The sequence below is a fragment of the Maricaulis sp. genome, assembly GCF_030149515.1.
Taxonomy (GTDB): domain Bacteria; phylum Pseudomonadota; class Alphaproteobacteria; order Caulobacterales; family Maricaulaceae; genus Maricaulis.
The window spans coordinates 11816-35512 of sequence record NZ_JASBRI010000003.1; the positions used below are offsets into that span (position 1 = coordinate 11816).

At 64.3% G+C, this 23697-nt stretch carries 21 protein-coding genes and 1 tRNA gene; 17 read left to right on the forward strand and 5 right to left on the reverse strand.

Going from position 1 to position 23697, the window contains the following annotated elements; genetic code table 11:
- The first annotated feature begins 6 nt into the window (after window positions 1–6).
- From pseF to Q1U94_RS01575, 7 genes are all read left to right on the forward strand, one after another.
- On the forward strand, window positions 7–717 hold the full coding sequence (gene pseF, locus Q1U94_RS01545) for a pseudaminic acid cytidylyltransferase (RefSeq protein ID WP_300541235.1): 711 nt from the start codon (window positions 7–9) through the stop codon (window positions 715–717).
- Window positions 718–793: 76 nt separating this feature from the next.
- Window positions 794–1765: a glycosyltransferase gene (locus Q1U94_RS01550; RefSeq protein WP_300541237.1), complete on the forward strand. Its 972-nt coding sequence runs from the start codon at window positions 794–796 to the stop codon at window positions 1763–1765.
- The gene (locus Q1U94_RS01555; RefSeq protein ID WP_300541239.1) at window positions 1762–2694 is read left to right on the forward strand and encodes a hypothetical protein; all 933 of its coding nucleotides are present in this window, start codon (window positions 1762–1764) and stop codon (window positions 2692–2694) included. Before Q1U94_RS01550 ends, Q1U94_RS01555 begins: the two co-directional genes overlap by 4 nt.
- 32 nt (window positions 2695–2726) lie before the next feature.
- Entirely contained in the window at window positions 2727–3773 is a 1047-nt protein-coding gene (pseI, locus tag Q1U94_RS01560; protein WP_300541241.1) for a pseudaminic acid synthase, read from the forward strand.
- An 84-nt stretch (window positions 3774–3857) separates the two neighbouring features.
- Window positions 3858–4745: a MoxR family ATPase gene (locus Q1U94_RS01565; RefSeq protein ID WP_300541243.1), complete on the forward strand. Its 888-nt coding sequence runs from the start codon at window positions 3858–3860 to the stop codon at window positions 4743–4745.
- A gap of 189 nt (window positions 4746–4934) precedes the next feature.
- Window positions 4935–6173 carry a parallel beta-helix domain-containing protein gene (locus Q1U94_RS01570; protein ID WP_300541245.1) on the forward strand — a complete coding sequence of 413 codons (1239 nt, stop codon included), beginning with the start codon at window positions 4935–4937 and terminating at the stop codon, window positions 6171–6173.
- Between the two features lie 11 nt (window positions 6174–6184).
- Window positions 6185–7312, forward strand: a complete 1128-nt coding sequence (locus Q1U94_RS01575; RefSeq protein WP_300541247.1) for an SO2930 family diheme c-type cytochrome — start codon at window positions 6185–6187, stop codon at window positions 7310–7312.
- 12 nt (window positions 7313–7324) lie between these two features.
- Here Q1U94_RS01575 and Q1U94_RS01580 read toward each other — a convergent pair whose 3' ends face one another.
- Window positions 7325–7963: a TetR/AcrR family transcriptional regulator gene (locus tag Q1U94_RS01580; RefSeq protein WP_300541249.1), complete on the reverse strand. Its 639-nt coding sequence runs from the start codon at window positions 7961–7963 to the stop codon at window positions 7325–7327.
- Between the two features lie 236 nt (window positions 7964–8199).
- Between Q1U94_RS01580 and Q1U94_RS01585 the strand changes: the two genes are divergently transcribed.
- From Q1U94_RS01585 to Q1U94_RS01605, 5 genes are all read left to right on the forward strand, one after another.
- Window positions 8200–10629, forward strand: coding sequence for a TonB-dependent receptor (locus Q1U94_RS01585; RefSeq protein ID WP_300541251.1), 2430 nt, complete (start codon window positions 8200–8202; stop codon window positions 10627–10629).
- A 110-nt stretch (window positions 10630–10739) separates the two neighbouring features.
- Window positions 10740–11915 (forward strand): VWA domain-containing protein, encoded by a 1176-nt coding sequence (locus Q1U94_RS01590; RefSeq protein ID WP_300541252.1) that lies wholly within the window; start codon window positions 10740–10742, stop codon window positions 11913–11915.
- 496 nt (window positions 11916–12411) lie between these two features.
- On the forward strand, window positions 12412–14565 hold the full coding sequence (locus tag Q1U94_RS01595; protein WP_300541254.1) for a TonB-dependent receptor: 2154 nt from the start codon (window positions 12412–12414) through the stop codon (window positions 14563–14565).
- A gap of 93 nt (window positions 14566–14658) precedes the next feature.
- Window positions 14659–15240, forward strand: coding sequence for a hypothetical protein (locus Q1U94_RS01600; protein WP_300541256.1), 582 nt, complete (start codon window positions 14659–14661; stop codon window positions 15238–15240).
- Window positions 15241–15250: 10 nt separating this feature from the next.
- A complete protein-coding gene (locus Q1U94_RS01605; protein ID WP_300541258.1) occupies window positions 15251–16747 on the forward strand; it encodes a PepSY-associated TM helix domain-containing protein in 1497 nt (498 codons plus the stop codon).
- Here the strand turns inward: Q1U94_RS01605 and Q1U94_RS01610 are convergent.
- Window positions 16707–17189, reverse strand: coding sequence for an NUDIX domain-containing protein (locus tag Q1U94_RS01610; RefSeq protein ID WP_300541260.1), 483 nt, complete (start codon window positions 17187–17189; stop codon window positions 16707–16709). The genes Q1U94_RS01605 and Q1U94_RS01610 overlap by 41 nt on opposite strands.
- Before the next feature lie 3 nt (window positions 17190–17192).
- Window positions 17193–17816 carry a glutathione S-transferase family protein gene (locus tag Q1U94_RS01615; RefSeq protein ID WP_300541262.1) on the reverse strand — a complete coding sequence of 208 codons (624 nt, stop codon included), beginning with the start codon at window positions 17814–17816 and terminating at the stop codon, window positions 17193–17195.
- Between the two features lie 148 nt (window positions 17817–17964).
- Here Q1U94_RS01615 and Q1U94_RS01620 point away from each other — a divergent pair, with 148 nt between their 5' ends.
- Complete coding sequence (locus Q1U94_RS01620) at window positions 17965–18285, forward strand: chorismate mutase (RefSeq protein WP_300541264.1); 321 nt, start codon at window positions 17965–17967, stop codon at window positions 18283–18285.
- A 16-nt stretch (window positions 18286–18301) separates the two neighbouring features.
- On the opposite strand, the gene Q1U94_RS01625 is transcribed toward Q1U94_RS01620, so the two are convergent.
- Complete coding sequence (locus Q1U94_RS01625; protein ID WP_300541266.1) at window positions 18302–18628, reverse strand: Hpt domain-containing protein; 327 nt, start codon at window positions 18626–18628, stop codon at window positions 18302–18304.
- A gap of 158 nt (window positions 18629–18786) precedes the next feature.
- Between Q1U94_RS01625 and Q1U94_RS01630 the strand changes: the two genes are divergently transcribed.
- The 4 genes from Q1U94_RS01630 (at window position 18787) to Q1U94_RS01645 (ending at window position 21867) form a co-directional block, all read left to right on the forward strand.
- Entirely contained in the window at window positions 18787–19233 is a 447-nt protein-coding gene (locus tag Q1U94_RS01630; RefSeq protein WP_300541268.1) for a hypothetical protein, read from the forward strand.
- Window positions 19234–19310: 77 nt separating this feature from the next.
- Window positions 19311–20432: a lyase gene (locus Q1U94_RS01635; RefSeq protein WP_300541270.1), complete on the forward strand. Its 1122-nt coding sequence runs from the start codon at window positions 19311–19313 to the stop codon at window positions 20430–20432.
- A gap of 110 nt (window positions 20433–20542) precedes the next feature.
- A tRNA-Lys gene (locus Q1U94_RS01640) sits at window positions 20543–20618 on the forward strand.
- Window positions 20619–20733: 115 nt separating this feature from the next.
- Window positions 20734–21867, forward strand: coding sequence for an alpha/beta hydrolase (locus Q1U94_RS01645; RefSeq protein WP_300541271.1), 1134 nt, complete (start codon window positions 20734–20736; stop codon window positions 21865–21867).
- 91 nt (window positions 21868–21958) lie between these two features.
- Here the strand turns inward: Q1U94_RS01645 and Q1U94_RS01650 are convergent, their stop codons facing one another.
- Entirely contained in the window at window positions 21959–23659 is a 1701-nt protein-coding gene (locus tag Q1U94_RS01650) for a methyl-accepting chemotaxis protein (protein ID WP_300541273.1), read from the reverse strand.
- Window positions 23660–23697: the final 38 nt, after the last annotated feature.

Here is a 23697-nt window from a genome sequence, read left to right on the forward strand (position 1 = left end):
GACAGTTTGGCACTCGCTGTGATCCCCGCCCGCGGGAACTCCAAGCGCATACCGAGGAAGAATATCCGGCCCTTCGCCGGCAAACCGATGATCGCCTGGCCGATCGAGGTGGCCCTCGCCAGCGGCAGTTTCGACCGCGTCATCGTTTCCACCGGCGATGACGAAGTGGCCGACATCGCGCAGGCCCACGGCGCGGAAGTCCCATTCCGCCGGCCGGCGGAACTCTCGCACGACAAAGTCCCCACCCGTCCGGTCATGGTCCACGCAATCGAACAGGTACAAGCCCTGCACGGCCCGGTCGAACACGTGTGCTGCATCTATCCGACAGCGCCCCTGCTCGGCGCCGACACGATTCGGAGTAGCAAGCAGGAGCTCATCCAGACCGGAGCCGACTTCGTGTTCTCCTGCACTACCTTCCCCTATCCCATCCTTCGTGCCCTGCGGATCACGGATGACGGCTCGATGGAAATGATCTGGCCCGAACACCTCAAGACCCGCTCGCAGGACCTCGAACAAGCTTATCATGATGCGGGGCAATTCTACTGGGGCCGTGCCGACGCCTTCTTGGAAGGCAAGCCCATGTTCGGTCCGGGCTCTCGCCCCTGGGTCCTGCCGCGCCATCTCGTGCAGGATATCGACACGCCAGAAGACTGGATTCGTGCCGAGCTGGCTTTCCAAGTGCTCAGAGGACGTTCGGATGATCGTCTTTCGTTGTGACGCAAACGCGAGGATTGGCTTCGGCCATCTGATGCGCTGTAGGCAGCTGTCGAACGAACTCCGACGGCGCGGCCACATGACGGCCATCTATGGCGATCTGCCGGATAGCGTAAATGATGACGATCCGCCACCTTTTGACCGGCTACAGCGGGCGTCGGGCTGGAACGGCAGACGCCGAGATGTGAAGGAGCTGATGGAGTTCGCGGCGTCCGTCGGTGTCAGTGCCTTTATCATCGACCACCCCGGCGCAGACGGCGAATATCAGTCCCTACTCAAATCGCGGGGCGTACGCTGGTTACATTTTATCGGACAGCCTGCCGGGCCGCTGTTGGCCGATCTCATTTTCTGCGCCAATGCGGCGGCCGATCCGACCGCCTTCCGGCGCCTTGAGCGCGGCCCCGAAACGAAGTTGCTGGTAGGTTTGGAACACGCCCTGCTGCGGCCCCAGTTCCGGGGGCTCGAGAAAAGGATCACGAAAGAGCGGGTCGACCGGGTCTTCGTTAGTTTCGGCGGCGGATCCGATCGAGGGGCATTCCGGAAATGTCTTCCCGTCCTGCTGTCACAAGCAGACGACACTTGCCGTTTCACGCTCGCCGTCGGCAGCGGCAATCCAGAGCTGAACTGGGTCAAGGATTTCGCCGCGGGGCGGCGGGACCGGATCGATCTGAGGGTCGACGAGATGCGGATCGCGGAATGCATGCTAGTTTCGGATCTTGCGGTCACTGCGTCGGGCACCACCACGCTGGAAGCCGCCGCCTGCGGACTACCCATGATACTGCTAGCGATTGCCGACAACCAGGTCGAGCCGGCTCGGGCCTGGGCACGGCGCGGCGCAGCGCTTTACCTCGGCGAGATCGATGCGCTCGTCCCACGCATGCTGGCCAATGCTTTCCGCGAAATGCAGGCGCCTGCGCTGCGCGCGCGGCAAACACGGGCGCTCTACGAAACCGGTGTTGACGGATATGGTGTCACGCGCGTCGCCGATGCCGTCGAGCGCTGCCTGCTGCGGCCGGAAGGTGTCGGGGAAACGAAGGAACAGCCGTCATGAGCGATCCGGAGCGCTATCCGCTGTCACAGCCGATGCGGTTGTCCGAGCTATGCGCCCAAATGGACGCATCCGGCACGTTCGTGGGCGAAGCGGACCCCGTACTCACGAGCGCAGCCGCCTTGGATCGCGGCGACGAGACCTCCATCAGCTTCTGCCGCTTCGGCGGGGAGGTGGGCCGGAGCCGTATCCTCGCATCTCGGGCCGCCGTCATCGTCTGCAGCGACGCCCCCGCACCGGTCCCCGGACGGGTCTTCATTCAGGTCGCCGATCCGCGCGGCTGGTTCATCGACGCACTCCACCGACTCAATCCGGACGACACTGAAGCCTCCATCGACGCGACGGCCCGTATCGGCAACGCAGCACTCTTGGGCGATGATATACACGTCGGCGCCCATGCCGTGATCGAAGCTGGCGCCCGGATCGGCAGCGGCTGCCGGATCGGCGCCTTCGCCTACATATCGGGCGCCAGCATTCTAGAAGCTGGCGTCACCGTACAGGCGCATGTCGCCATCGGCACGCACGGCCTGTCCTTTCACAAGCGGCCGGACGGGTCCCCGCTATTCTTCCCGCATATGGGCAAGGCGATTGTACGTGAAGGCGCGGCGATCGGCACGCATACGACTATCGTACGGGGTATTCTCGACAATACCGAGATCGGTGCCGGTGCACAGATTGGTAATCATGTGAATGTCGGACACAATTGCGCGATCGGACGGGAGGTCTTCATCTCCTCCGGAACCGTACTGACGGGCAGCGTTCGTATCGGCGACCGAACGCGCCTCGCCGCCGGGGTGACGGTGACAGCGCATTGCAGCATCGGTCAGGATGCCCATGTCGGGCTCGGCTCCGTCGTCGTCAAGGATATTGCGGACGGCAAGCGCGTCTTCGGCAACCCCGCCCGCCCCCTGCCTACAATGCGCGAGTTCTGACCGCACCCATTTTTGATCCGGAGCCTTGAGACATGCAGATCGACGGACGCCAGATTGGCCGGGACCAGCGTCCCTACATCATCGCCGAGATGTCCGGCAATCATAACCAGTCCCTCGACCGTGCCTTTGCGCTGGTCGATGCGGCCGCGGCGGCCGGTGCGGACGCGCTCAAACTGCAGACCTACACGCCCGACACAATGACGCTCGACCTCGCAGAGGGCGAATTCTTCATCTCCGATCCTGACTCGATTTGGAAGGGACAGAGCGCGCACCAGCTCTACGAGCGGGCCTATACGCCTTGGGATTGGCACGCACCGATCATGGCGCGTGCCAAAGGCCACGGCATAGCCTGTTTTAGCTCGCCCTTTGACGAAAGCGCCGTGGATTTCCTGGAAAGCCTCGACGTACCGGCCTACAAGATCGCTTCCTTCGAGTGTATCGACCTGCCCCTGATCCGGCGCGTCGCCCAGACCGGCAAACCAGTGATTATTTCCACCGGCATGGCAACCGTGTCGGAGATCGACGAAGCGGTTTCGGCCGCGCGGGAAAACGGTGCAGCCGACATTGTGCTGTTGAAATGCACCAGCACCTACCCCGCCTCTCCCGCCGATACGAATGTGCGCACCGTCGCACACATGCGCGATCTATTCGGCTGCGAGACTGGCCTGTCGGACCATACGATGGGGGTCGGTGCGGCGATCGCCGCCGTCGCCCTCGGGGCGAGCGTGATCGAGAAGCATTTCACGCTCGACCGGGCCGGTGGCGGCGTCGATTCCACCTTCTCTCTGGAGCCGGCGGAACTTTCGAGCCTGGTGACGGAAACCGAGCGTGCGTGGCAGGCCCTTGGCAAGATCCACTACGGCCCGGCGACCGAAAAGGAAGCCCGCAGCCGGCGGCGGCGGCGCTCCCTCTATATCGCAAAAGACCTGCAGGCCGGCGACACGCTGACGCCGGAAAACCTGCGCCGCATCCGGCCCGGCCACGGTCTTCCGCCGAAGTATTTCGACGTCGTGCTCGGCCGCCGTGTCAACCGATCCGTCAAGCGCGGCACGCCGCTGAGCTGGGACTTGCTGCAATAGTTCGGCATTGTCGAATGTGCGTATACGGTCTTAACGGAGGCTGACCTCTGGAGACATGCGACCAATCGCGCTAAGGGGGCCCTCATGCGTTTCGAAGGTACCGATCAATACGTCGCTGACGACGAACTGAGCGCCGCGGTCAACGCCGCCATCGCTCTGGAGCGTCCGCTGCTCGTCAAGGGCGAGCCGGGCACGGGGAAGACCGAGCTGGCCAAACAGGTCGCACGCGGCATGGGCATGCCGCTGATCGAATGGCACATCAAATCGACGACGAAGGCCCGCCAGGGGCTCTACGAGTACGATGCGGTGGCGCGCCTGCGCGACAGCCAGTTGGGCGACGACCGCGTCCACGACATCGACAACTACATCCGCCGCGGCAAGCTGTGGGAAGCCTTCACGGCGCCGGAGCGCTCGGTGCTGCTGATCGACGAGATCGACAAGGCGGATATCGAATTCCCCAACGATCTCCTGCAGGAGCTCGACCGGATGGAATTCCATGTCTACGAGACCGGCGAGAGCGTAAAGGCGGAAAACCGCCCCGTGGTCATCATCACCTCGAACAATGAGAAGGAATTGCCGGACGCCTTCCTGCGCCGCTGCTTCTTCCACTTCATCGCCTTCCCGGACGAGGCGACGATGAAACGGATCGTCGAGGTCCACTTTCCGGGCCTGAAGGGCCGGCTGCTGTCGGACGCCCTGAAGCTTTTCTACGAGATCCGCGACGTGCCGGGCGTGAAGAAGAAGCCCTCCACATCCGAGCTGCTGGACTGGCTGAAGCTTCTCCTGGTGGAGGATGTCGATCCGGCCGTACTGTCCGAGCGCGACCCGCGCAAGCTGATCCCGCCGCTGCACGGTGCCCTGCTGAAGAACGAGCAGGATGTGATGCTGTTCGAAAAACTCGCCTTCATGGCGCGGCGCCAGGGCGGCCCGGGCACGCCCGGCGGCGGACCGCGAGGACCGGGAGCGGCTTGAACGCTGTTAGCGGGCAGCGGCGAGGGCATGCCTCCCCGCCACAGGCGGGCCGGAACGCCGGCCCGCCGTCTTGTTTACTGACATAAATCGGAAACTGTTTCTGTTTCTGATTGTCACGTTCAGCGGAATGTGAAAAACCTTGTGCCAAACCTACACGGCCAGACGCTGGCGATCTCCGGGGAGACGAGAATGACGATGTTGCGGATCATGATTGCAGGTGCGGCCGCCCTGGCGCTGGGCGCCTGCGGAAATGGCGGACAGGAGGCGCGCGATGTTTCGGGCGCCGATCGTGATTACCAGTCGGTCCTGCTGGAACAGCTGATCGATGCCCGGCCCGGCGATGTGATCGAGATTCCCGCCGGCGTCTACAGCTTTGATCGCTCGTTGAGCCTGAATGTCGACGGCGTCACCATCCGCGGTGCCGGCATGGACGAGACCATCCTCAACTTCCAGGACCAGGTTGCTGGCGCAGAAGGCCTCATCGTCACCGCCGACAATTTCACGCTGGAGAACCTCGCCATCGAGGACACGATCGGTGACGGGCTGAAGGTGAATGGCGGCGAGAACATCATCATCCGCGGCGTGCGCGTGGAATGGACGAACGGCTATTCCACCGACAATGGCGCCTACGGCATCTACCCCGTGCAGACCACCAATGTCCTGGTCGAGAACACCGTCGCCATCGGCGCGTCTGACGCCGGCATCTATGTGGTCCAGTCTCGCAATGTGATCGTGCGCAACAACCGCGCCGAATACAATGTCGCCGGGATCGAGATCGAGAACTGCATCGGCGCCGACGTCTACGGCAACACGGCCACCAACAACACCGGCGGCATCCTGGTCTTCAACATGCCCAACCTGCCCCAGCCGGGTTATCATACGCGCGTGTATGACAATGACGTCTTTGCCAACAATACCGAGAATTTCGGCCATGCCGGTACCCCGGTCGCCAGTGTCCCGGCGGGGTCGGGCATCGTCATCAACTCCAACGACCAGGTCGAGATTTTCAACAACCGGATCTCCGACAACAACACCGCCAACATCATTATTTCCAGCCTGCATTCGACCGGATATTCGGGTTCATCGGCGCAGGCCGATTTCGACCCCTATCCGGAAGCGATCTGGATTCACGACAACACCTATTCCGGTGGCGGCGGTTCGCCCGACGGGCTGGACCTGACCGCACTGAAAGTCGCCATGTTCGGCCTGAACGGCTCCCTCCCGGATGTCCTGTTCGACGGCTTCATCGACGACGCAAAGCTGGAAAACGGCAGCCTGCCCGACGCGCTGCGTATCTGCGTGCAGGATCCGGTGGAAGTGCTCAATGCCGACGGTCCGAACGGTTTCGCTTCGCCGAGACTGGATACCGACGCATTCAATTGTTCGCACGAGGGCCTGGCCCCGGTTGCACTGGCCTTCGCCGACTAGACGGATTTCCCATGCCCTGGTTTGCACGCCTTGCCGTCATCCTGGTCTGCGGTCTTGCGGGCTGCAGTGACACTGCGCCCGCGCCGCGCTTCCATGCCGCAGCCAATCCGCAACTATTGTCTGAATGGGGGCAGGTGCATGTCACGGGCAGCGAACTCCGTGTGGGCGAGAATGTGGTGGTCTACGACCTCAATACGCCGCTCTTTACCGACTATGCCCTGAAACTGCGCACAATCTGGATGCCGCAGGGCCGTCAGGCCCAGTACCGGGAAGGCGAGGCGCTGGACTTTCCGGTCGGCACGGTGATCACCAAGACCTTCTACTACCCCCGCACCGGTACGGCCGGTGAAGTCGGCAGGGGCGACGGCCACAGCCTCCTGGCCGCCGGCGGCACGCTCGACCTCTCACGCGTGCAGCTGATCGAAACCCGTATCCTGGTTCACCGCGAAGACGGCTGGGATGCCCTTCCCTATCGCTGGAGGGAGGATCAGAGCGAGGCGATCCTGCACCGTGTGGGCGATATCGTGCCCTTGATCCTGGCCGGCGAGGACGGCGAACGGCAGGCATTCAACTATGTCATGCCGGACGTCAATCAGTGCGCCAGCTGCCACGCGCCGGATTCCAACACTCGCGAGATCGCGCCGATCGGTCCGAAACCGCGTCATCTCAACCGCGATTTCGAGTATCCGGGCGGTACGCGGAATCAGCTGGATCACCTCGCGGCCGTCGGTTTCCTCACCGGCTCGCCCGCTCCGGCCGACGCGCCGCGCAATGCCGACTGGAGCGATGTCACGGCGCCGCTGGAAGGACGTGCGCGTGCCTATCTGGACGCCAATTGTTCCCATTGTCACAGCGCGATCGGCCCGGCCGACACATCCGGCCTGCACCTTGATCCGGGCACCCCGCACGGCCCCGCCCTGGGACGGTGCAAACCGCCGATCGCGGCCGGCAGCGGCACCGGCAACCGGCGCTACGACATCGTGCCCGGCAATCCGGACGACTCCATTTTGCTGTTCCGGATGGACAATATCCGGCCCGATCAGATGATGCCGGAGCTCGGCCGCTCGACCGTTCATATCGAAGGCGTAGAACTGATCCGGGAATGGATCGCGAGCCTGGACGGCGATTGCGGGCCGTAGAGAGGCTCACGCCTATTCCAGGTAAGCGTTCAGATACCGTTCCAGCGCGGTGAGCGCTTCGCCGAAACAGGCCTGGGCCCGCTCGCGATCGCGTTCCTCGAACACCAGGATTTCCGCCGCGCAATATATCTCCACCGCCATGCGCGCAACCAGATCCGGATCGCCGTTCCTGAAACCGTCGGCCCCGTTGCGCCAGCGTTCGGCAAGGCGGCTGGCCAGCCGCAGATTCCAGTCCTCACGGACGGAGCGCAATTCGTGGGCCGTCAGGGTCAGACGGAAGACGGCCCCATAGGAGGGATTGCTGTCGATCAGTTCGCGCAGCCCGGTGATCATGCCCGTCAGGCTCACCCGCCAATCCATGTCGCCCGGGTCGGCCAGCCGTTCGGTGACGATCCGGTCGGTCTCGGCCTTGAACTCCTCGAGAATGGTGCGGTGGATCGAATAGATATTGGGGAAGTAGCGATAGACCGAGCTGACCGGCACACCGGCCTCGGCGGCAACCGCCGAAGTCGTGATTGCATCCCCCTCACCCCGCTCCAGCAGGGTCTTGGTTGCCTCGACGATTTTCTGGATTCGGGCCTCGGAGCGCTTCTGCCGGGGCTCCGCCCGCCGCGCCAGATCCACATTCTCTGCCGGAGCTCGTTCGTTCACGCTCTGCCTCGTTGATATTACTCTGCAAACTGACACATCCCGTCACCAAGACAAGTGTGACCCATTTGCGTCGGATTCGTCCCGGTCGCGCCTGTTCCGCCAACACTACTTGCAAAACAGAAAATAATTCAGTTTCGTTTATCTGGGATTCCAAGAGGGATATTCCAAGGGGAGAACCGGATTAACCGGCAAAAAGCCGGAGGTCCGGAAACGGGCATTTGCCCAGCGGAGGAAACATGAAATTCTCGAATTCACCCGGCCGCCAGGGGCTGCGTGCGCTTCTGGCGACAACGGTTGCGGCCATCACCATGACACCGGCGCTGGCCCAGGGCGACGCCGAGCCGGACGACATCATCGTTGTGACCGCACAGCAGCGCGAACAATCCTCCCAAGACGTACCGATATCGCTCCTGGTACTCGACAGTGAATTCATCGACGCCGTGGCGGCCGACGATATGGGCGATCTGGACGCCTTCGTGCCGGGTCTGGACGTCTCCAACGGCAGCCCGACACAGCCGCGCTATTCCATTCGCGGCATCACGACCAGCGATTTCGGGGTCGGCACCGATCCGGCGGTCGGCATCTATGTCGACGGGATCTACGCCGCACGCTCGGGCGCTTCCCTGCTGGCCTTCAACGATGTCGAGCGGATCGAGGTCCTCAAGGGGCCGCAGGGCACGCTGTTCGGCCGCAACTCGGCGGCCGGCGCTGTCTCCATTGTGACACGCGCGCCCAGCGACGAGCTTGAGGGGCGCCTGGGCGTGCGTCTGGGCAGCCACAACCGGATCCGCACCGAAGCCATGTTCAACCTGCCCATCACCGATAACCTGGCAGTGCGCGCCAATGTTCTGCTCAATCAGGCGGATGGCTGGCTGACCGACGCGGACACCGGCGAAGACTATCGCCGCGAAGACGCCACGGCCGACCGGATTACGGTTCGCTGGGATGCCACGCCCTCTACCGAGATTCTGCTGCGCCACAGCCGCGACAGTATCGATCAGGATGCGCGTCCGGCGATCGGCATCGTGTCCCTGCCGCCGGCACCCGGAACGCCGCCCATCCCGGCCGACAGCACGGCCTTCCTCGACCCGTTCAGCGCGCCGATCCGCAACGACGTCGTGGCGAACGGCGAATCGCGGGAACTGTCCGAGACCACGCTGACGGTCAATCAGGACATCGGCGCGATGACCCTGACCTCGCTGACCTCCTATCGCGAATTCCAGACCCGCAATCGCGAGGATGAGGACGGAACCAATCGCATCGAAACCTATTTCGACACCAACAATGTCGAGGACAATGAGGCCTTCTACCAGGAGTTCCGCCTGGCCGGGACCAGCGGTCATGTCGACTGGCTGATCGGCGCGAGCTATTATGACGAGACTGCGCAGCAGACCTCCCACACTTTCACCTATACCGACACGGTGAACACGGTGCTGGGCAATCTCGGCCTGGGCACGCCCTTTACCGATCTGGAATACGGTCTTCTGGTTCCCTTCGGCGTTCCGGCAACCCTGCTCGGCCATGGCTGGGACGAGAGCATGTACAATGAGGGCGAGTTCACCGCCCGCGCGCTGTACGGGGACATGATCTGGTCGGTGACCGACCGGATGAACCTCACCCTGGGTGTCCGTTATACCGAGGACGAAAAATCCTTCCGCTGGCTCAATGGCGGCCGCCAAGCCGGCACGCTCGACCAGACCCTTGCCCTGCTGGACGGTGCCGGCGTCCTGGCTCTTGCCGGCGCCTCCCCGGCCGACTTCCAGTTCGACTTCGTCTTCGACCTGTCGCCCCTGGCCGGCGTGGTCTGCAACAATGGCGTCAATGTCGCCGAGAATGTCGCCTGTGTGATGGAGGACAGCTGGAACAATCTCAGCCCGCGCGTCGTGATCGACTACCGCCTCACCGACAATGTCATGATCTACGGCTCCTTCACCGAGGGCTACAAGGCCGGCGGCTACAATTCGGTCGAGGTCGGTTCGCGTTTCGAAAACGAGACCGTGACCAGCTGGGAAGTCGGCTTCAAGTCGGACTTCCTGAACCCGGACCTGCTGCTGAACGTCTCGGCCTTCTCCTATGTCTACGAAGACAAGCAGTCGATCCGGCTGGTCGTGCCCACGGGGGGCGGCGTGCCGCAATACCTCGTCCAGACGTCGGACGACGAGGCCGTCGGCGTCGATATAGAGGCGGACTGGATGGCGACCGACACGCTGCGCCTGAGCGGCAGTGCGCAATGGCTCGATTCCACGCACAAGCGCCGGGTCGACAACAATGGCGCGGACCTCGCCGGCGAACCGACCGGCGAGCCTTTCTGGAACATCGCCCTGGGCGCCGACTATACGTTCGACTGGGCGGAGCATGGCGAAATCGTGCTGCAGGCCAATCACGCCTATCGCGGCGAAACCCGCTGCAACAGCCAGTCGGTCCTGCAGGGCACATGCGGAGGCTATGACGCCTTCGCCACCGGCGAGGCCCGCAACCGGACCGATCTGAGAGCCCGCTGGATCTCACCCGACGAGGACATCACCGTCAGCGTTTTCGTCAACAACCTGTTCGACAACCGGTATGTCGAAGGCGTCAACAACATCACGGCGGACACGCTCGGCACGCCCTTCGCCACGATCAGCCAACCGCGGGTCTGGGGCGTGGAGTTCGGCTACGACTTCTAGCCGCACCCATCCGTGCACGTGGACGGCCCCGTTTGCCAAAACGGGGCCGTCTTGCATTCAGCCGCACCGCCGCCCCTTTCCTGGCTCGCAAAGCCGGTTAGATTGGCGTCATGCTGCATCATTTCTTCACCGAGTTGCGCGCCGCCCGCATTCCCGTCACGACGCGGGAATACCTCACCTTGCTCGAGGCCCTCGACAAGGGCGTCATCCAGCCGGAGATCGGACACTTCTACTCGGTCAGCCGTGCCGCGCTGGTGAAGGACGAGAAGGATTTCGACAAGTTCGACATGGTCTTCGCCCACGTCTTCAAGGGCGTGGAGGCGCTGACCCAATTGTTCGGCGGCAAGGAAATCCCCGACGAATGGCTTGAAGCCATGATGCAGCGCCACCTTTCCGAAGACGAGATGGCAGCGCTCAAGGAATTGCCTTTCGACGAGCTGATGGAAACGCTGAAGAAGCGCCTGGAGGAACAGGAAGAGCGCCATGAAGGCGGGTCGAAATGGATCGGCACCGGCGGCACCTCCCCCTTCGGCCATTCCGGCTATAACCCGGCCGGCGTCAGGATCGGCGGAGAAAGCCGCAACAAGCGGGCGGTGAAAGTGTGGGAACAGCGCCGCTACAAGGATCTGGACGGCGACCGCGAGCTGGGCACGCGCAATCTGAAGGTCGCGCTGCGGCGCCTTCGCAAATTTGCCCGCGACGGCGCGCACGAAGAGCTGGACCTGGACAATACGATCGGCGCGACCGCCCGCCAGGGCTGGCTGGACGTGGTCATGCGGCCCGAGCGCCGCAACGCCATCAAGGTGCTGGCCCTGTTCGATGTCGGCGGATCGATGGATCCGCATATCAGGCTGTGTGAGGAGTTGTTCTCGGCCGCACGCTCGACCTTCAAGAACCTGGAATACTTCTACTTCCACAACTGCCCCTATGAGGGTGTGTGGCGGTCCAATCTGCGCCGGCGCGCCGAGACCGTGCCGACCATGGATGTGATGCACAAATATCCACACGACTGGAAGGTGATCCTGGTCGGCGATGCGGCCATGGCGCCCTACGAGATCACCCATGAAGGCGGTTCGGTGGAACACTGGAACGAGGAGGCCGGCGGGGTCTGGCTGAAGCGCATCGTGGACACCTGGCCGCATCTCATCTGGATCAATCCGGTGCCGGAGAAATGGTGGGAACACTCCTACTCCACCCGCCTGGTGCGGGACATCATCGGTCCCGGCCGCATGTTCCCGCTGACCCTGGACGGGGTCGATGCGGCAATGAAGGAACTGGCGCGCTGACCCTGCCCGGGACGATCCGGACATGACCGCTGCCGCCCCTGGCGGTCAGGTGAATGTCCGGCTAACTGCCGATAGGCCAGTACTCGATGATGGCGACGGCGCCGAACAGAAATCCGAATGTCACGACAGTAGCAAGCAGGAAACGATTGCGCGGACGCATGGCGCCCAATCTCCAACAGGATCCGGCATCGGCCCGCGGCCGCTGCCGCGACGTCTCGTCGCCGCCAGGATGTAGCTCCGCTCGGGATTTCGCGGAAGCGGATGCCGCCTGCCCGGCGGGATTATCTTTTCGTAACCTGACGCGGGGCGCCCTCGGCCCGTCACGCGGAGCGGCTCCTCGGAAAATCCGGGCCCGGCAAGACGGAAACCCAATTGCATGGGTGAGCACGCCGGTCTCTCCGGCGTAGAACTGCGAACAATTCGCACAACTCGATTGACACTGCAATTTACTCGCATTATCGAACCCCCAGTTTTTCGCTCCGACTTGGGGACATCCATGTTGCGTTTCAGCCAGTTGCGGCGCCCGGCGCCGATTGCGGGCCTGTGCCTGCTTTCCACCGCTCTTTCGACCACCCTCGCCCCGGCCGCGTTTGCCCAGGGCGAGGAAGCGGTCGACGATGTGGTCGTCGTTCACGGTGTGCTCGGCCGCTATTCGGCGACCAAGTCCGACACACCTATCGCGGAGACCCCGCGCGCAGTCTCCATCGAGACCCTGGATGAAATCCTCGACCGCGGCGCCATCGACCTGGCCGACGCCTACACCTATTCCGCCGGCGTGATCGGTGAGACCTACGGTTTCGCCACCCGCGGCGACTGGGTCGGCGTGCGCGGCCTGAACGTGCCGGAATACCGCGACAGCCTGCAGGCCCTGTTCGGCAACTACAACAATTCCCGGCCCGACATTTACACGCTCGAACAAGTGGAAATCCTGCGGGGTCCGGCCGCCGTGCTTTACGGCCAGGGGTCTCCGGGCGGTATCGTCAACGTCGTCTCCAAAACCCCGCAGGACACGTTTGCCGGAGAAATCGTCGGCGAGCTGGGAAGCTATGACCGGCGCCAGATCGCGGCCGACTTCACCGGCCCGTTCACGCAGGGCGGCGACTGGCTCTATCGCGCCATCGGCGTCTATCGCGATACCGGCACCCAGGTCGATCATGTCGACGAGACCGCCGTGGTCATCGCCCCGTCCCTCACCTGGACGCCCGGCCCGGACACGCGCATCACGGCGCTGTTGAGCTATCAGGACTCCGACAACAAGGCCGGCGCGCAATTCCTGCCGATTCACGGCACGCTGCTGCCGGCGCCGAACGGCCGGTTCTTCGATCCGAACGTGTTCACCGGCGAACCGGGCTTTGACCGCTACAACACCAGTTCCACCTCCTTCACCGTGCTGGCCGAACACCGGGTCAACGCCAACCTCCAGCTGGAAGCGACCGTGCGCCGCACCGAGGGCGAGGCCGACTACCAGCAGTCCTGGATCTCCTTCATCGGCGGCGATCGCTGGATCCGCAATCCGGACGGAAGCCTGTATCGCGACGGCTATGTGCCGCGCACCTTCTACGCCTCCGACGCCCGGTCCGAGCAGACCGCAGCCGATTTCCGCGCGCGCCTCGACTTCACCACCGGCGCCTTCGAGCACAAACTGCTCACCGGGGCGCAATACCAGGACGTCACCACCGACAATGACAGCGCCTATCTGTTCGCCGTCGGCCTGGACTTCGCCACCGGCCTGCCGGATGCGACCTTTGGCGACCAATTCTGGTTCAACCCCTTCGACCCGGTCTATGGCAATTATCCCTCCGAGGCCGTGATCGACAGCTTCATGGGTGACCGGCCGGAGAGCAATACGCAGGATTTCGGCCTCTACCTCCATGACCAGATCGAATACGGCAACTGGCTGATCACGGCCGGCCTGCGCGGCGACTGGGTCGAAACCGATACAGGCGCGACGTCACAGGACGACGACGCCCTCTCCAGCAGCCTGGCGGTGATGTACCGGTTCGACAACGGTTTTGCGCCCTATGTCAGTTATGCGGAAAGCTTCGAGCCGATTGTCGGCACCATGTTCGACGGCTCGGCTTTCGAGCCCCAGGAGGGCCGCCAGTATGAAGCCGGGGTGAAATTCCAGCCGCGCGGCACGCGCTCGCTGTTCACCCTGGCCTGGTTCGACATCGAACAATCCAATCTGCGCGAACCCGATCCGGCCCATCCGGGCTTCCAGATCCAGACCGGCACGGTCGAAATCACCGGGGTGGAATTCGAGTCGCAATGGCGCTGGGAAGACCTGACCTTCGAGTTCAATGCCAGCCAGGTCGACGCCACCAATGCCAATGGCTTCCAGCAGGCCTCGATCCCGGAAACCCAGGCCTCGGCCTGGATCGGCTGGCGCCCGCGCGAGCGCTGGTCCGGTTTCCGTACCGGTGCAGGCGTGCGCTATGTGGGCGAAAGCCAGAACGGCACCGACTCGCTCGAAACCCCGTCCTACACGCTGGTCGACGCCATGATCGGCTACGACATCGACACCTGGGCGATCTCGCTGCACGCGCGCAACCTGTTTGACGAACAATATTTCTCGACCTGCCTGGCCCGCGGCGACTGTTTCCCGGGCGAGGACCGCAACGTCGTGGCGCGCCTGGCACGCCGCTTCTGACCGGGCCGTCCCAGAAGGCCCGTCGGGTGCCGGACTGCGACACCGACCCGCAGTCCGGCATCCGCAAACACCCCGTCCGGCAAGGGAGCGCCGATGACCGCGACCGATTTCATCTGGCCCCTGGCCGCCCTCGCTGCCAGCGTGGGCGGTATTGTGCTTCTGCGCCGCGCCTGGGCCCGGCGGCGAAACCGTCATGCCTGGTTCGTTGCGCTGGGCTGGATTGCCCTGTGCCTGGCCACGGTGCTGTGGACGCCGCCCTACCCGCCGGTCTACGCCATCGCGCTGAGCGTCCTCGCCATCGAATGCCTCGCCCTGCTGGCCGTTTTCCGGAAGACCAATTGGCGCGAAACGTCACCGGAAACCCCTATTCGCCGCGAAACCGCGCCGGCCCCGGCCCCCGCCTGGCGGACGGGTCTGCGCGGCGTCGCCGTGACCCTGCTTGCCGGTCCCGCCGCGATGGCCGGGGCTATCGTGCTGTCGCTACTGCTGTTCGGCCTGGCACGCATCGCAGGCTGGAACGATGCCGACCAGCTGGCCCTGGCCCTGTTCGCCGTGCCGGTCATCTGGACCGTGCTGGCCGCGCTGGCAGTCGTCGACATGAAGCTGCGCTGGCGCACAGCCTCCATCCTGCTGCCGCTCCTCCTAGGCGGTGGCCTGCTCGCCCTCATTGCCTAGGAGCACCGCCATGACGTCCCTGCCCTGGCCGAAAATGCCCGCCCGTTTCGTCTCCCGGATGCTGTCCGGCCACACGGCGCTGGGCCTGGCGCTCTCCGCTCTGCTCTATATCGTCTGCCTGTCGGGCACGCTGGTCGTCTTCCACAATGAGTTCTCGCGCTGGGAGCAGCCCACCGCGTTGGAAACAGGAGCCGTCACGCCCGGGCTGGTCCAGACCACGCTGACCAACGCTCTCGCGCGGGCCGAGGATATGCCCGACCGGATCACACTCGTCCTGCCCACGGATGACGGGCCACGCCTGATGGCGGGTTTTGGCGAAACCTACTGGCTGGCCGACGAGACCGGTGCGCTGGGCGATCCCGTCGCGCATCCGTTTTCGGAATTCCTGGTCGATCTGCACTTCTACCTGCACCTGCCCTCGACGCTGGGCCTCACCCTGGTCGGTCTTCTGGGTGTGATGATGCTGGGTCTCGTCCTCTCCGGCTTCCTGGCCCATCCGCGCATCTTCCGCGATGCCTTCCTCTATCGCCGCGGCAAGAGCGAACGCCTGTCGGAGACCGACCTGCACAATCGCCTGTCGGTCTGGGCTGCGCCCTTTCACATCACGATCGCGCTCACCGGTGCCGTTCTCGGCCTGGCCTCGATTGCCGCCTATGCCCTGGCTCTGGCCTTCCATGACGGCGATCTGAACGCGGTTTTCCCGCCGATCTTCGGCGATGCGTTCGAGACCGGACCCGCCCCGGACGGCCTGGCCGATGCCGCGGCGGCCTACCGGACCCTGCAGGCCGAACGGCCCGACCTCGAACCCTGGCTGATCTATGTCAACGGACCGGGCACCGAGGCCCAGAACATCGAAATCCTGACCAAGGTCCCCGGTCAGCTGGCCTATTATGACGAGGTCCAGTTCGATGCAGCCGGAAACATGCTCGGCTCCAACGGTATGAGTGACGGCGAGACCGGCCAGATGATGGCGGCGGCGGTCTATTCCCTGCATTTCGGCTGGTATGGCGGCTTGTGGAGCAAGTTCGCCTATCTCGCCCTGGGCCTGGCCCTGACCGTGGTCTGCGCCTCGGGCTTCACACTGTGGCTGATCAAGCGGCGCGAGAAAGGCAAACCCTGTCCGCGCCTGGAACGTGCCTGGGTCGCGGTCGTCTGGGGATCACCGGCCACGCTTGCGGCCAGTATGGCAGGCTCCTTCACCGGCCTGCTGTCGGAGGCCGTGCTGGTCCCCTTCTTCTGGATCGCTCTGGCGCTTGTCGTCGCGCTGGCCAGCGCGGCCGGATCGAAACGCGCCTGGTCGCGAAGCCTGCGCATTGCGGCCGGCCTGTTTGTGCTGGCCGGACTGGCGGCGCATCACATTGCGTATTGGGGCACGTTCCGCGGCGAGGCCTCCTGGGGTGTCAGTGCCGGCCTGGCTGTGGCGGCACTGCTGATACTGGCCAGTGCACTGCCCGGCCTGCGGCCGGTCAGAGCGCCCCGGCCGCGCGCAGACGAAGCCATTTCGTGATCGCCCAGGCCGCCGCATCATGGCGCATGCGGCTTATCGCCTCGAGCGGTCCCAGCCAGACCAGTTCGTGATCGTCATCCATCTTGGCATGACGGTCAGCCACGAGCGTGCAGGCGTGAAAGGCGGCATGGTTGTGCCGATACTCGCCCTGCGAGGTGACGGTGTATTGCCGCGCCCGCACAACAAGCGGTCCGGGCTCGACAGCCCATCCCGTCTCTTCCAGGAATTCGCGGACCAGGGCCTCGCGGTGGGCCTCGCCGGGATCGACCATGCCTCCGGGCAGGTCCCAGCTGGACGAAGCGGTTCCGCGGATATGCACGGTCGCGATGCGGCCGTCACTGCGCGGGGCCAGACCGTAGATGACCGGGCGAAACGTATACGGCACGCCCGGTTCGGCTGCGCCAAACTGCGGCCCCGCATCGCTCGCCATATCATCACGCATGGTTCAGCCCTGCATCAGCACGCGTCCTTCGTCGGGGTCGATACCCAGTTCCTGCTCGACCCGCGCCACCCAGGCGCGCACGCCCAGGAACTCGTCGAGATCGAACCCGCCCTCGTCGGCCACGCGCGTATAGGCCACCAGGGCAATGTCCGCGAGGGTCAGCGTATCGCGCACCATGAATTCCCGGGACAAGAGCCGCATTTCCATCACGCCCAGCGCCCGGCGTCCCTTGGCCATGAGGTCGGGATCGACCTCGTCGTCTGTTAGATGGAGAAAGGCCTTGCGGAAACGGCGCACGGCGATGAAGGGCTCGTGGCTGTACTGTTCCCAGAACATCCATTCCAGCATCTTCGACTGATCGAATTCGTCCTCGGGGATCAGTTTCGATCCGCGCGCGAGGTGGAAGATGATGGCGTTGGACTGGGCCAGGATACGCCCGTCTTCACGCTCCAGACAGGGAACCTGGCCGGCCGGATTGATGGCCAGGAAATCGTCCGTCCGGGTCTCGCCCTTCACCACATCGACATCGTGCCAGTCATAATCGATGCCGAGATAGTCCGCGGTCCATTTGACCTTGAGACAATTGCCGCTTTGCCGATCGCCATAGATCCGGACGGGTTGGGCCATGGTAGGACTCCCTGATGCTCGCGGCACCATAACGCCACCGTCCGGGATATCGAGCACGGATTGATGACAATGGCAGGTCTGTGACAGCTCGCCGCTTGGGCGCCGCCCTGGGCGCGCCTATAAGAGGCTAAACGATACGGGTTTGCGCATGACCTCCACACTCCTCTCCGACGTCACCCCGCCTGAATCCTGCCTGACCATGGCCGAAGTCCGTGAAGGTGTGGATGCGCTCGACCGCGAGCTTGTCGCCCTGATCGCCCGTCGCGCCCGCTACATGGAAGCCGCCGCGCGGATCAAACCCAGCCGCGATGTCGTGCGTGACGAATGGCGGATCGAGGACGTGATTTCCAAGGTGACCGCCGAAGCCGGACGCGTCGGCCTGCCTCGCGCCATTGCCGAACCGGTGTGGCGGGAATTGGTGGAGCGATCGATCGCCTACGAATTCGAGATCTGGGACCGCACGCGCTGACCGGGGCAGGCCGCGATCAGAGCAACCCGGCGACAGCCTTTTCCGTGTCGCGGAAACAGCGCTCGATCTCCAGTCGCGCCCCGTCCCAGGCCGTCGGCGGCTGGTCTTCGGCCTGCTCGCACAAATCGGCAAGGGCGAAGGCCCCCACGCCCCGGGCCGCCCCCTTGAGCGTATGAGTCGCGGTCTGCCAGCTGGTCGTGTCGGCGGCGGAGGCCATCAGGCCGATACAGCGCCGCGCCTGTTCGCACATGAGGTTGAGCAGCTCGGCCGTCAGTGCCTCGTCCCCGCCGGTATAGCGGTCGAGATGGGCACGATCGAACAGCGGCACGCCGGCGGATTTCATGTCTGCAACCATACGACCTGACTAGACCGGCAATCTTAACACGCCGCTTAACGAATCCCTTCGCCGGGAAATGATCGTCAGCAAGGTGAATAGAGCGTTCACATACGCTTCAGGCGCGAATTGCCATGGTAAGGCCTTGGAAATCCGGGAGGATCAACATGACCAGATGGATCGGTTCCCTGGCATGCGCCCTCGCCGTGAGCCTCGCCGCCGGCGGTCTTGCCGCCGCACAACCGGCCCGCGCCGAAACCGTGCCTGCCACACCCCAGACCGAAAAAGCCGAGGGCGAGAAACGCCTTCAGCGCCGGCACCATCGCCGCGATTACCGTGACCGCCGCTACCGGCACCGCCATGGCTATCGCCATCGCAACCACTGGCGCTACCGTGATCGCTGGCACCATCGCAGCCGCTGGCATGACCGGAGCCGCCATTATCGCGCGCCGCGCTGCTGGACAGAACGGCGGCACGACCGCTATCGCGGCCGCCCGGCCCTGGTCTCGCTGCGGATCTGCGTCGACCGCTATGGCCGCAGCTACGTCGATTACCGCTCGCGCCGGCTGGTCTACTACATCAGTTCGCGCCATTACCGGCCGCGGCGCTGGTAGGATCGAAACGGGCTCCGGTCACGGTTGCAGCACGGCAAATGACGCTCTACATCTTCACCCAACAGGGGAGAAGAAACATGCGTCATTCAACCGTAAGCCTTGCCATCCTGGTCAGCGCGGCTGTCGCGGCCTGTTCTCAGCCCGCCCCGCAAAACGGTGTGGAGGAACCGCCCGCCGAAACACCGGCCGCCAGCGAGGACATGTCCGCGCCGGCCGAAGAGACGTCCGCGACCGGGGCTGAGCCGGACGCGGCCGCAGCCAACGATGCGCCGCCGCAGATGGCGACCGTCGATATCGAGGAGTGGAACGTGCCCTGGGAGGGCCGCCCGCGCGATCCGTACACGCTGGACGGCGAAACCGTCTGGTTTGTCGGCCAGGTCAATTCCTACATCGCCAGGCTGGACGTCGCGACCGGCCAGATGGAGCGGATCGATCTGCGCGAAGGCGCCGGTCCGCACAATCTGATCGTCGATCCCACGGGCGACGTCTGGTATGCCGGCAATCGCGACGCCCATATCGGCCGCTACGATGTGGACAGCGGCGAGTTCGAGATCATCGACACACCGCGCGACACCGCCCGCGACCCGCACACCCAGATCTGGAACGCGGATGGCGATATCTGGTTCACCAGCCAGGGCGCCAATTCGGTGGGCTTCCTGGATGTATCGGAACGCTCGGTCGAGATCATTGCCGTGCCCACGCCCGGAGCGCGTCCCTACGGCATCAAGCTGGCGCCCGACGGCACGATCTGGGTGGCCCTGTTCGGCACCCACAAGCTGGCATCGATCGATCCGGAGACGATGGAACTGACCGAACACGACCTGCCGCGCGAGGAGATCCGGCCGCGCCGCATCGGCATCACGTCCGACGGCCGTGTCTGGTATGGCGACTATAATGGCGGCTATCTCGGCGTCTTCGACCCGGCCAGTGGCGAGGTCACGGAATGGGCCATGCCCTCGGGCGAGAACGCCCGCCCCTACGCGCTCGCCGTCGACGGGCAGGACCGGATCTGGTTCGTCGAAACCGGGGTCGACCCGAATTACTTCGTCGGCTTCGACCCCGAGAGCGAGAGCTTTTTCTCAATCACCGCCATCCCGTCGGGGGGCGGTGTCGTGCGCCACATGCAATACCTGCCGCAGAACGGTGAAATCTGGTTCGGCTCGGACATGGGCACGATCGGCCGCGCCCGCGTCGAATAGTCCGCGTGTTTCCGGTCCCGCACCGCTGCATGGCAGCCATGTGCGGGGCCGGAACAAGATGTCTTGATTTTGTCGCATTCGCGCGTATGTTCCGCCGCTCTCAACCCGGCGCGCCTATAGCTCAGTTGGTAGAGCAGCTGACTCTTAATCAGCGGGTCCTAGGTTCGAATCCTAGTGGGCGCACCAATTTCCCCGATGTCCAGCCGCTTCGCGCACGCCTCCGATGGCGCGCGCAAGCCCACTTTCGTTTTCGCCCGTCCCCCTGCAAGATGACATGGCCACTTCCCTGCAGGGCTCTCCCATGACGTTTGCGTTCCGGCGACTGCCTCTCCTTGTCCTGTCATGCCTCGGGCTTGCCCTGGCGACCGCCTGTGCGGCCAATCCCGCGCGCTTGCCGGTGGTCGACCCCGGTACGGATCCCGGACAGACCCAGACAGTTTTCGTCGCCACCACGCGCGCTCCCGTCGCCGACCCCATGCTTCGCTTCGGGGCCGGCCGGTCAAGCGAACTGGCCTTTGCCCGCGCCGAGGTCTGGGTGCCGCACAATCGCGAACCCGGCGCGATCGAACCTCCGGGCCGGACGCCAGACCCGGGGCGTGAATTCGCCCTTGCAGACTGGGAACTCCTGCCCGGACAGGCCGTGTTTTCGGAACAGCTCGATGAAAGCCTGAACGCCGTCGCCTTCCCGGAACGCGACGTCTTCCTGTTCGTACACGGATTCAACACGCCGTTTTCCGACGGGCTTTATCTCAACGCCCAGATTCTCAACGATTTCGGCATACTCGGCACGGCGGTCCACTATTCCTGGCCGTCGGCAGGCCGCATCCCCGCCTATCTCTACGATCGAGACAGCGCCCAGTTCGCCCGCGACGGACTGGCGGAGACGTTGACCCTGCTGGCCGAAAGCGAGACGACCTCGATCACCATACTGGCCCATTCCATGGGCTCGCTGGTGACCATGGAAGCCCTGCGCCAGCTAAGCCTGAGCGGCCGGCACGATGTTCTGGAACGGATCGATCCGGTCATCCTCGCCTCGCCCGATATCGATCTGGACCTGTTCCGGTCCCAGCTCGATGCGATCGACCCGCCACCGGCTCACCTCGCCGTCTTCGTGTCCCGCCGCGACCGGGTTCTGCTGCTGTCCGATCAGTTGCGGGGCGGGCAAAGGACCCAGCTGGGCATGGGTGCCCAGCGGGATATCCTGACAGGTCTGGGCGTTACAGTGGTCGATCTCAGCGATATCCGCGATGGCGGTTTCACCCATCACCGCACCTTTGCCAGTTCGCCGACCCTGATGCGCCTGGCCGCGAGCGGCATGCTGAATGCCGCCCTGATGGGCGAGGCCGGGAAGCCGCGCGCCAGCGGCATCGGCACGCTTTCGGATCTGGCGGCCAGCATCATCTATCTGCCGGCCCGCGCGCTCGGCGAACGCTGAGCCTATCGCGGAGCAGACGAAGACCCGGACCTTGAGGGGAGAGAGGGGCCGGGCCTTCACTGTTGCAAGGCGACATCAAGGGGGGGAGAGATCAGCCGGCCTTGCGAACTTCGGAGAGGAAGGATTCAACCGTCGAATTGAGCCGTTCGGCGCGTTCGGACACCGTCCGCACAGCCTGCAGCACATCCTGCGAAGCTTCGCCCGTCTGCCGGGCCGAACGCGAAACCACGTCGACATTTTCCGACACCGACCGCGCACTGGTCGCGGCATGCGAGACCGAGGACGAGATCTCGCGGGTCGAGGCACTCTGCTCCTCGGCCGCGGCGGCGATGGCAGATGCCGCCCGGCTGATCTCTCCGACCGCGCGGGTCACGTCCTCGATCGAGGACGAGGACGAAGCCGCAGCCTCCTGGATCGCATTAATCTGGTCGCGGATATCCTCGGTCGCCTTGGCAGTCTGGGCCGCCAGCGACTTCACTTCCGATGCGACGACCGCAAAGCCCTTGCCCGCCTCGCCGGCGCGCGCCGCCTCGATCGTTGCGTTCAGTGCCAGAAGGTTCGTCTGTTCGGAGATGTCGTTGATCAGCTGCACGACATGGCCGATCTCCTGCGCCGCAGCGCCGAGATTGTCGACAACGGCGCGGACCGACTTGGCGCGTTCGTCGGCCTGGGCGGCCATGTCCGAGGAGCCCTGGATCTGCTGTGTCACTTCTGCGATGGAGGCCGTCAGCTCTTCCGAGGCGGCCGCCACGGATTCCACGTTCGTCGAGGCTTCCGAGGCCGCCGAGGCCATCATTTCGCTCTGCTGCGAACCTTCCGTGGCTGCCTGGGAGAGCTGTTCGGCAATGGCCGACATCGAGGTGCAGGCCTCGTTGACTTCACCCAGCATGGCCATGACATCGGCATCGAAGGCCTGGGCCAGCTCGTTCAGCTTGGCGGCACGGCGTTCGTTCGCCTCGGCCTGCTCGCGGGTTTCCGCTTCGAGCTTTTCGGCCTTCTGTCCGCTTTCGCGGAAGCGGCGCAGGCTGGCAACCACCGCGCCCAGCTCGTCGCTGCGCTCCAGAGACGAAATGTCGAGCGAGTAATCGCCATTGGCCAGGGTCTCCGTGGCATCGGCAATCTTGCGGACCGAAACGGCGATGCGGCGGCCATACAGCAATGACAGGGTGAAAAGACCGACACCGGCCAGCACCGCGACTACAATGAAAGCCATGATCGAGGTACGCGCGGCATCGTTCGCGGCCTGGGCATCGGCGCGCGAGAGTTCGCCGGCATGGTTCGCCAATTCGGTAAGGTCGCTGTTGAGTTCGTCGAAGACACCGTCAAAAGGCTGAAGAAAGGCGACCGAACTGGCGAAGTCGAGCTCCAGCATCTGGCCCACGAAATCGAGCGCATCCTTGTAAAGTCCGAGCTGCTCGATGAGTTCATCGATGGTTTCACCGCGTCCGGCCTCCTCGGCGACGCTGCGCAGCGCTTCGATGCGCGCGGCCAGGTCGTCGACGCGGGTGGCGACACCCTCGAAAGACGCCATGACATCCACTTGCTCGCCCGCGGCCTGCGCGGTGATGATCTGGAAGACGTCGGCATTGATGGTCTCGAGCGTGGCCTGAAGCCGGGTCAGTTCGACACCCGTCTCCATGCCCGAAATGACCCGCTCCTGGCTGGCCGACCCCTGCATGAGGGACCAGGTCCCCAGACCTGCGACCGCGGCCAGCGCAATGATCGCGGCTATCGGCGCAACTGCGAAAGACTGCGCAATCGTCAGGTTGAAAAGTGAAATCTTCTTGCCCATTGGATCTCTCCTAGCGGGTGCGCCCGGCGGGCGGGATG

What these genes read in the sequence shown, in the direction of transcription:
- Q1U94_RS01550 (WP_300541237.1), top strand. Translation starts at nt 794, where the DNA reads ATGACGGCCATCTATGGCGATCTGCCGGATAGCGTAAATGATGACGAT.
- Q1U94_RS01555 (WP_300541239.1), top strand. Translation starts at nt 1,762, where the DNA reads ATGAGCGATCCGGAGCGCTATCCGCTGTCACAGCCGATGCGGTTGTCC.
- pseI (WP_300541241.1), top strand. Translation starts at nt 2,727, where the DNA reads ATGCAGATCGACGGACGCCAGATTGGCCGGGACCAGCGTCCCTACATC.
- Q1U94_RS01565 (WP_300541243.1), top strand. Translation starts at nt 3,858, where the DNA reads ATGCGTTTCGAAGGTACCGATCAATACGTCGCTGACGACGAACTGAGC.
- Q1U94_RS01570 (WP_300541245.1), top strand. Translation starts at nt 4,935, where the DNA reads ATGACGATGTTGCGGATCATGATTGCAGGTGCGGCCGCCCTGGCGCTG.
- Q1U94_RS01575 (WP_300541247.1), top strand. Translation starts at nt 6,185, where the DNA reads ATGCCCTGGTTTGCACGCCTTGCCGTCATCCTGGTCTGCGGTCTTGCG.
- Q1U94_RS01585 (WP_300541251.1), top strand. Translation starts at nt 8,200, where the DNA reads ATGAAATTCTCGAATTCACCCGGCCGCCAGGGGCTGCGTGCGCTTCTG.
- Q1U94_RS01590 (WP_300541252.1), top strand. Translation starts at nt 10,740, where the DNA reads ATGCTGCATCATTTCTTCACCGAGTTGCGCGCCGCCCGCATTCCCGTC.
- Q1U94_RS01595 (WP_300541254.1), top strand. Translation starts at nt 12,412, where the DNA reads ATGTTGCGTTTCAGCCAGTTGCGGCGCCCGGCGCCGATTGCGGGCCTG.
- Q1U94_RS01600 (WP_300541256.1), top strand. Translation starts at nt 14,659, where the DNA reads ATGACCGCGACCGATTTCATCTGGCCCCTGGCCGCCCTCGCTGCCAGC.
- Q1U94_RS01605 (WP_300541258.1), top strand. Translation starts at nt 15,251, where the DNA reads ATGACGTCCCTGCCCTGGCCGAAAATGCCCGCCCGTTTCGTCTCCCGG.
- Q1U94_RS01610 (WP_300541260.1), bottom strand. Translation starts at nt 17,189, where the DNA reads ATGCGTGATGATATGGCGAGCGATGCGGGGCCGCAGTTTGGCGCAGCC.
- Q1U94_RS01615 (WP_300541262.1), bottom strand. Translation starts at nt 17,816, where the DNA reads ATGGCCCAACCCGTCCGGATCTATGGCGATCGGCAAAGCGGCAATTGT.
- Q1U94_RS01620 (WP_300541264.1), top strand. Translation starts at nt 17,965, where the DNA reads ATGACCTCCACACTCCTCTCCGACGTCACCCCGCCTGAATCCTGCCTG.
- Q1U94_RS01625 (WP_300541266.1), bottom strand. Translation starts at nt 18,628, where the DNA reads ATGAAATCCGCCGGCGTGCCGCTGTTCGATCGTGCCCATCTCGACCGC.
- Q1U94_RS01630 (WP_300541268.1), top strand. Translation starts at nt 18,787, where the DNA reads ATGACCAGATGGATCGGTTCCCTGGCATGCGCCCTCGCCGTGAGCCTC.
- Q1U94_RS01635 (WP_300541270.1), top strand. Translation starts at nt 19,311, where the DNA reads ATGCGTCATTCAACCGTAAGCCTTGCCATCCTGGTCAGCGCGGCTGTC.
- Q1U94_RS01645 (WP_300541271.1), top strand. Translation starts at nt 20,734, where the DNA reads ATGACGTTTGCGTTCCGGCGACTGCCTCTCCTTGTCCTGTCATGCCTC.
- Q1U94_RS01650 (WP_300541273.1), bottom strand. Translation starts at nt 23,659, where the DNA reads ATGGGCAAGAAGATTTCACTTTTCAACCTGACGATTGCGCAGTCTTTC.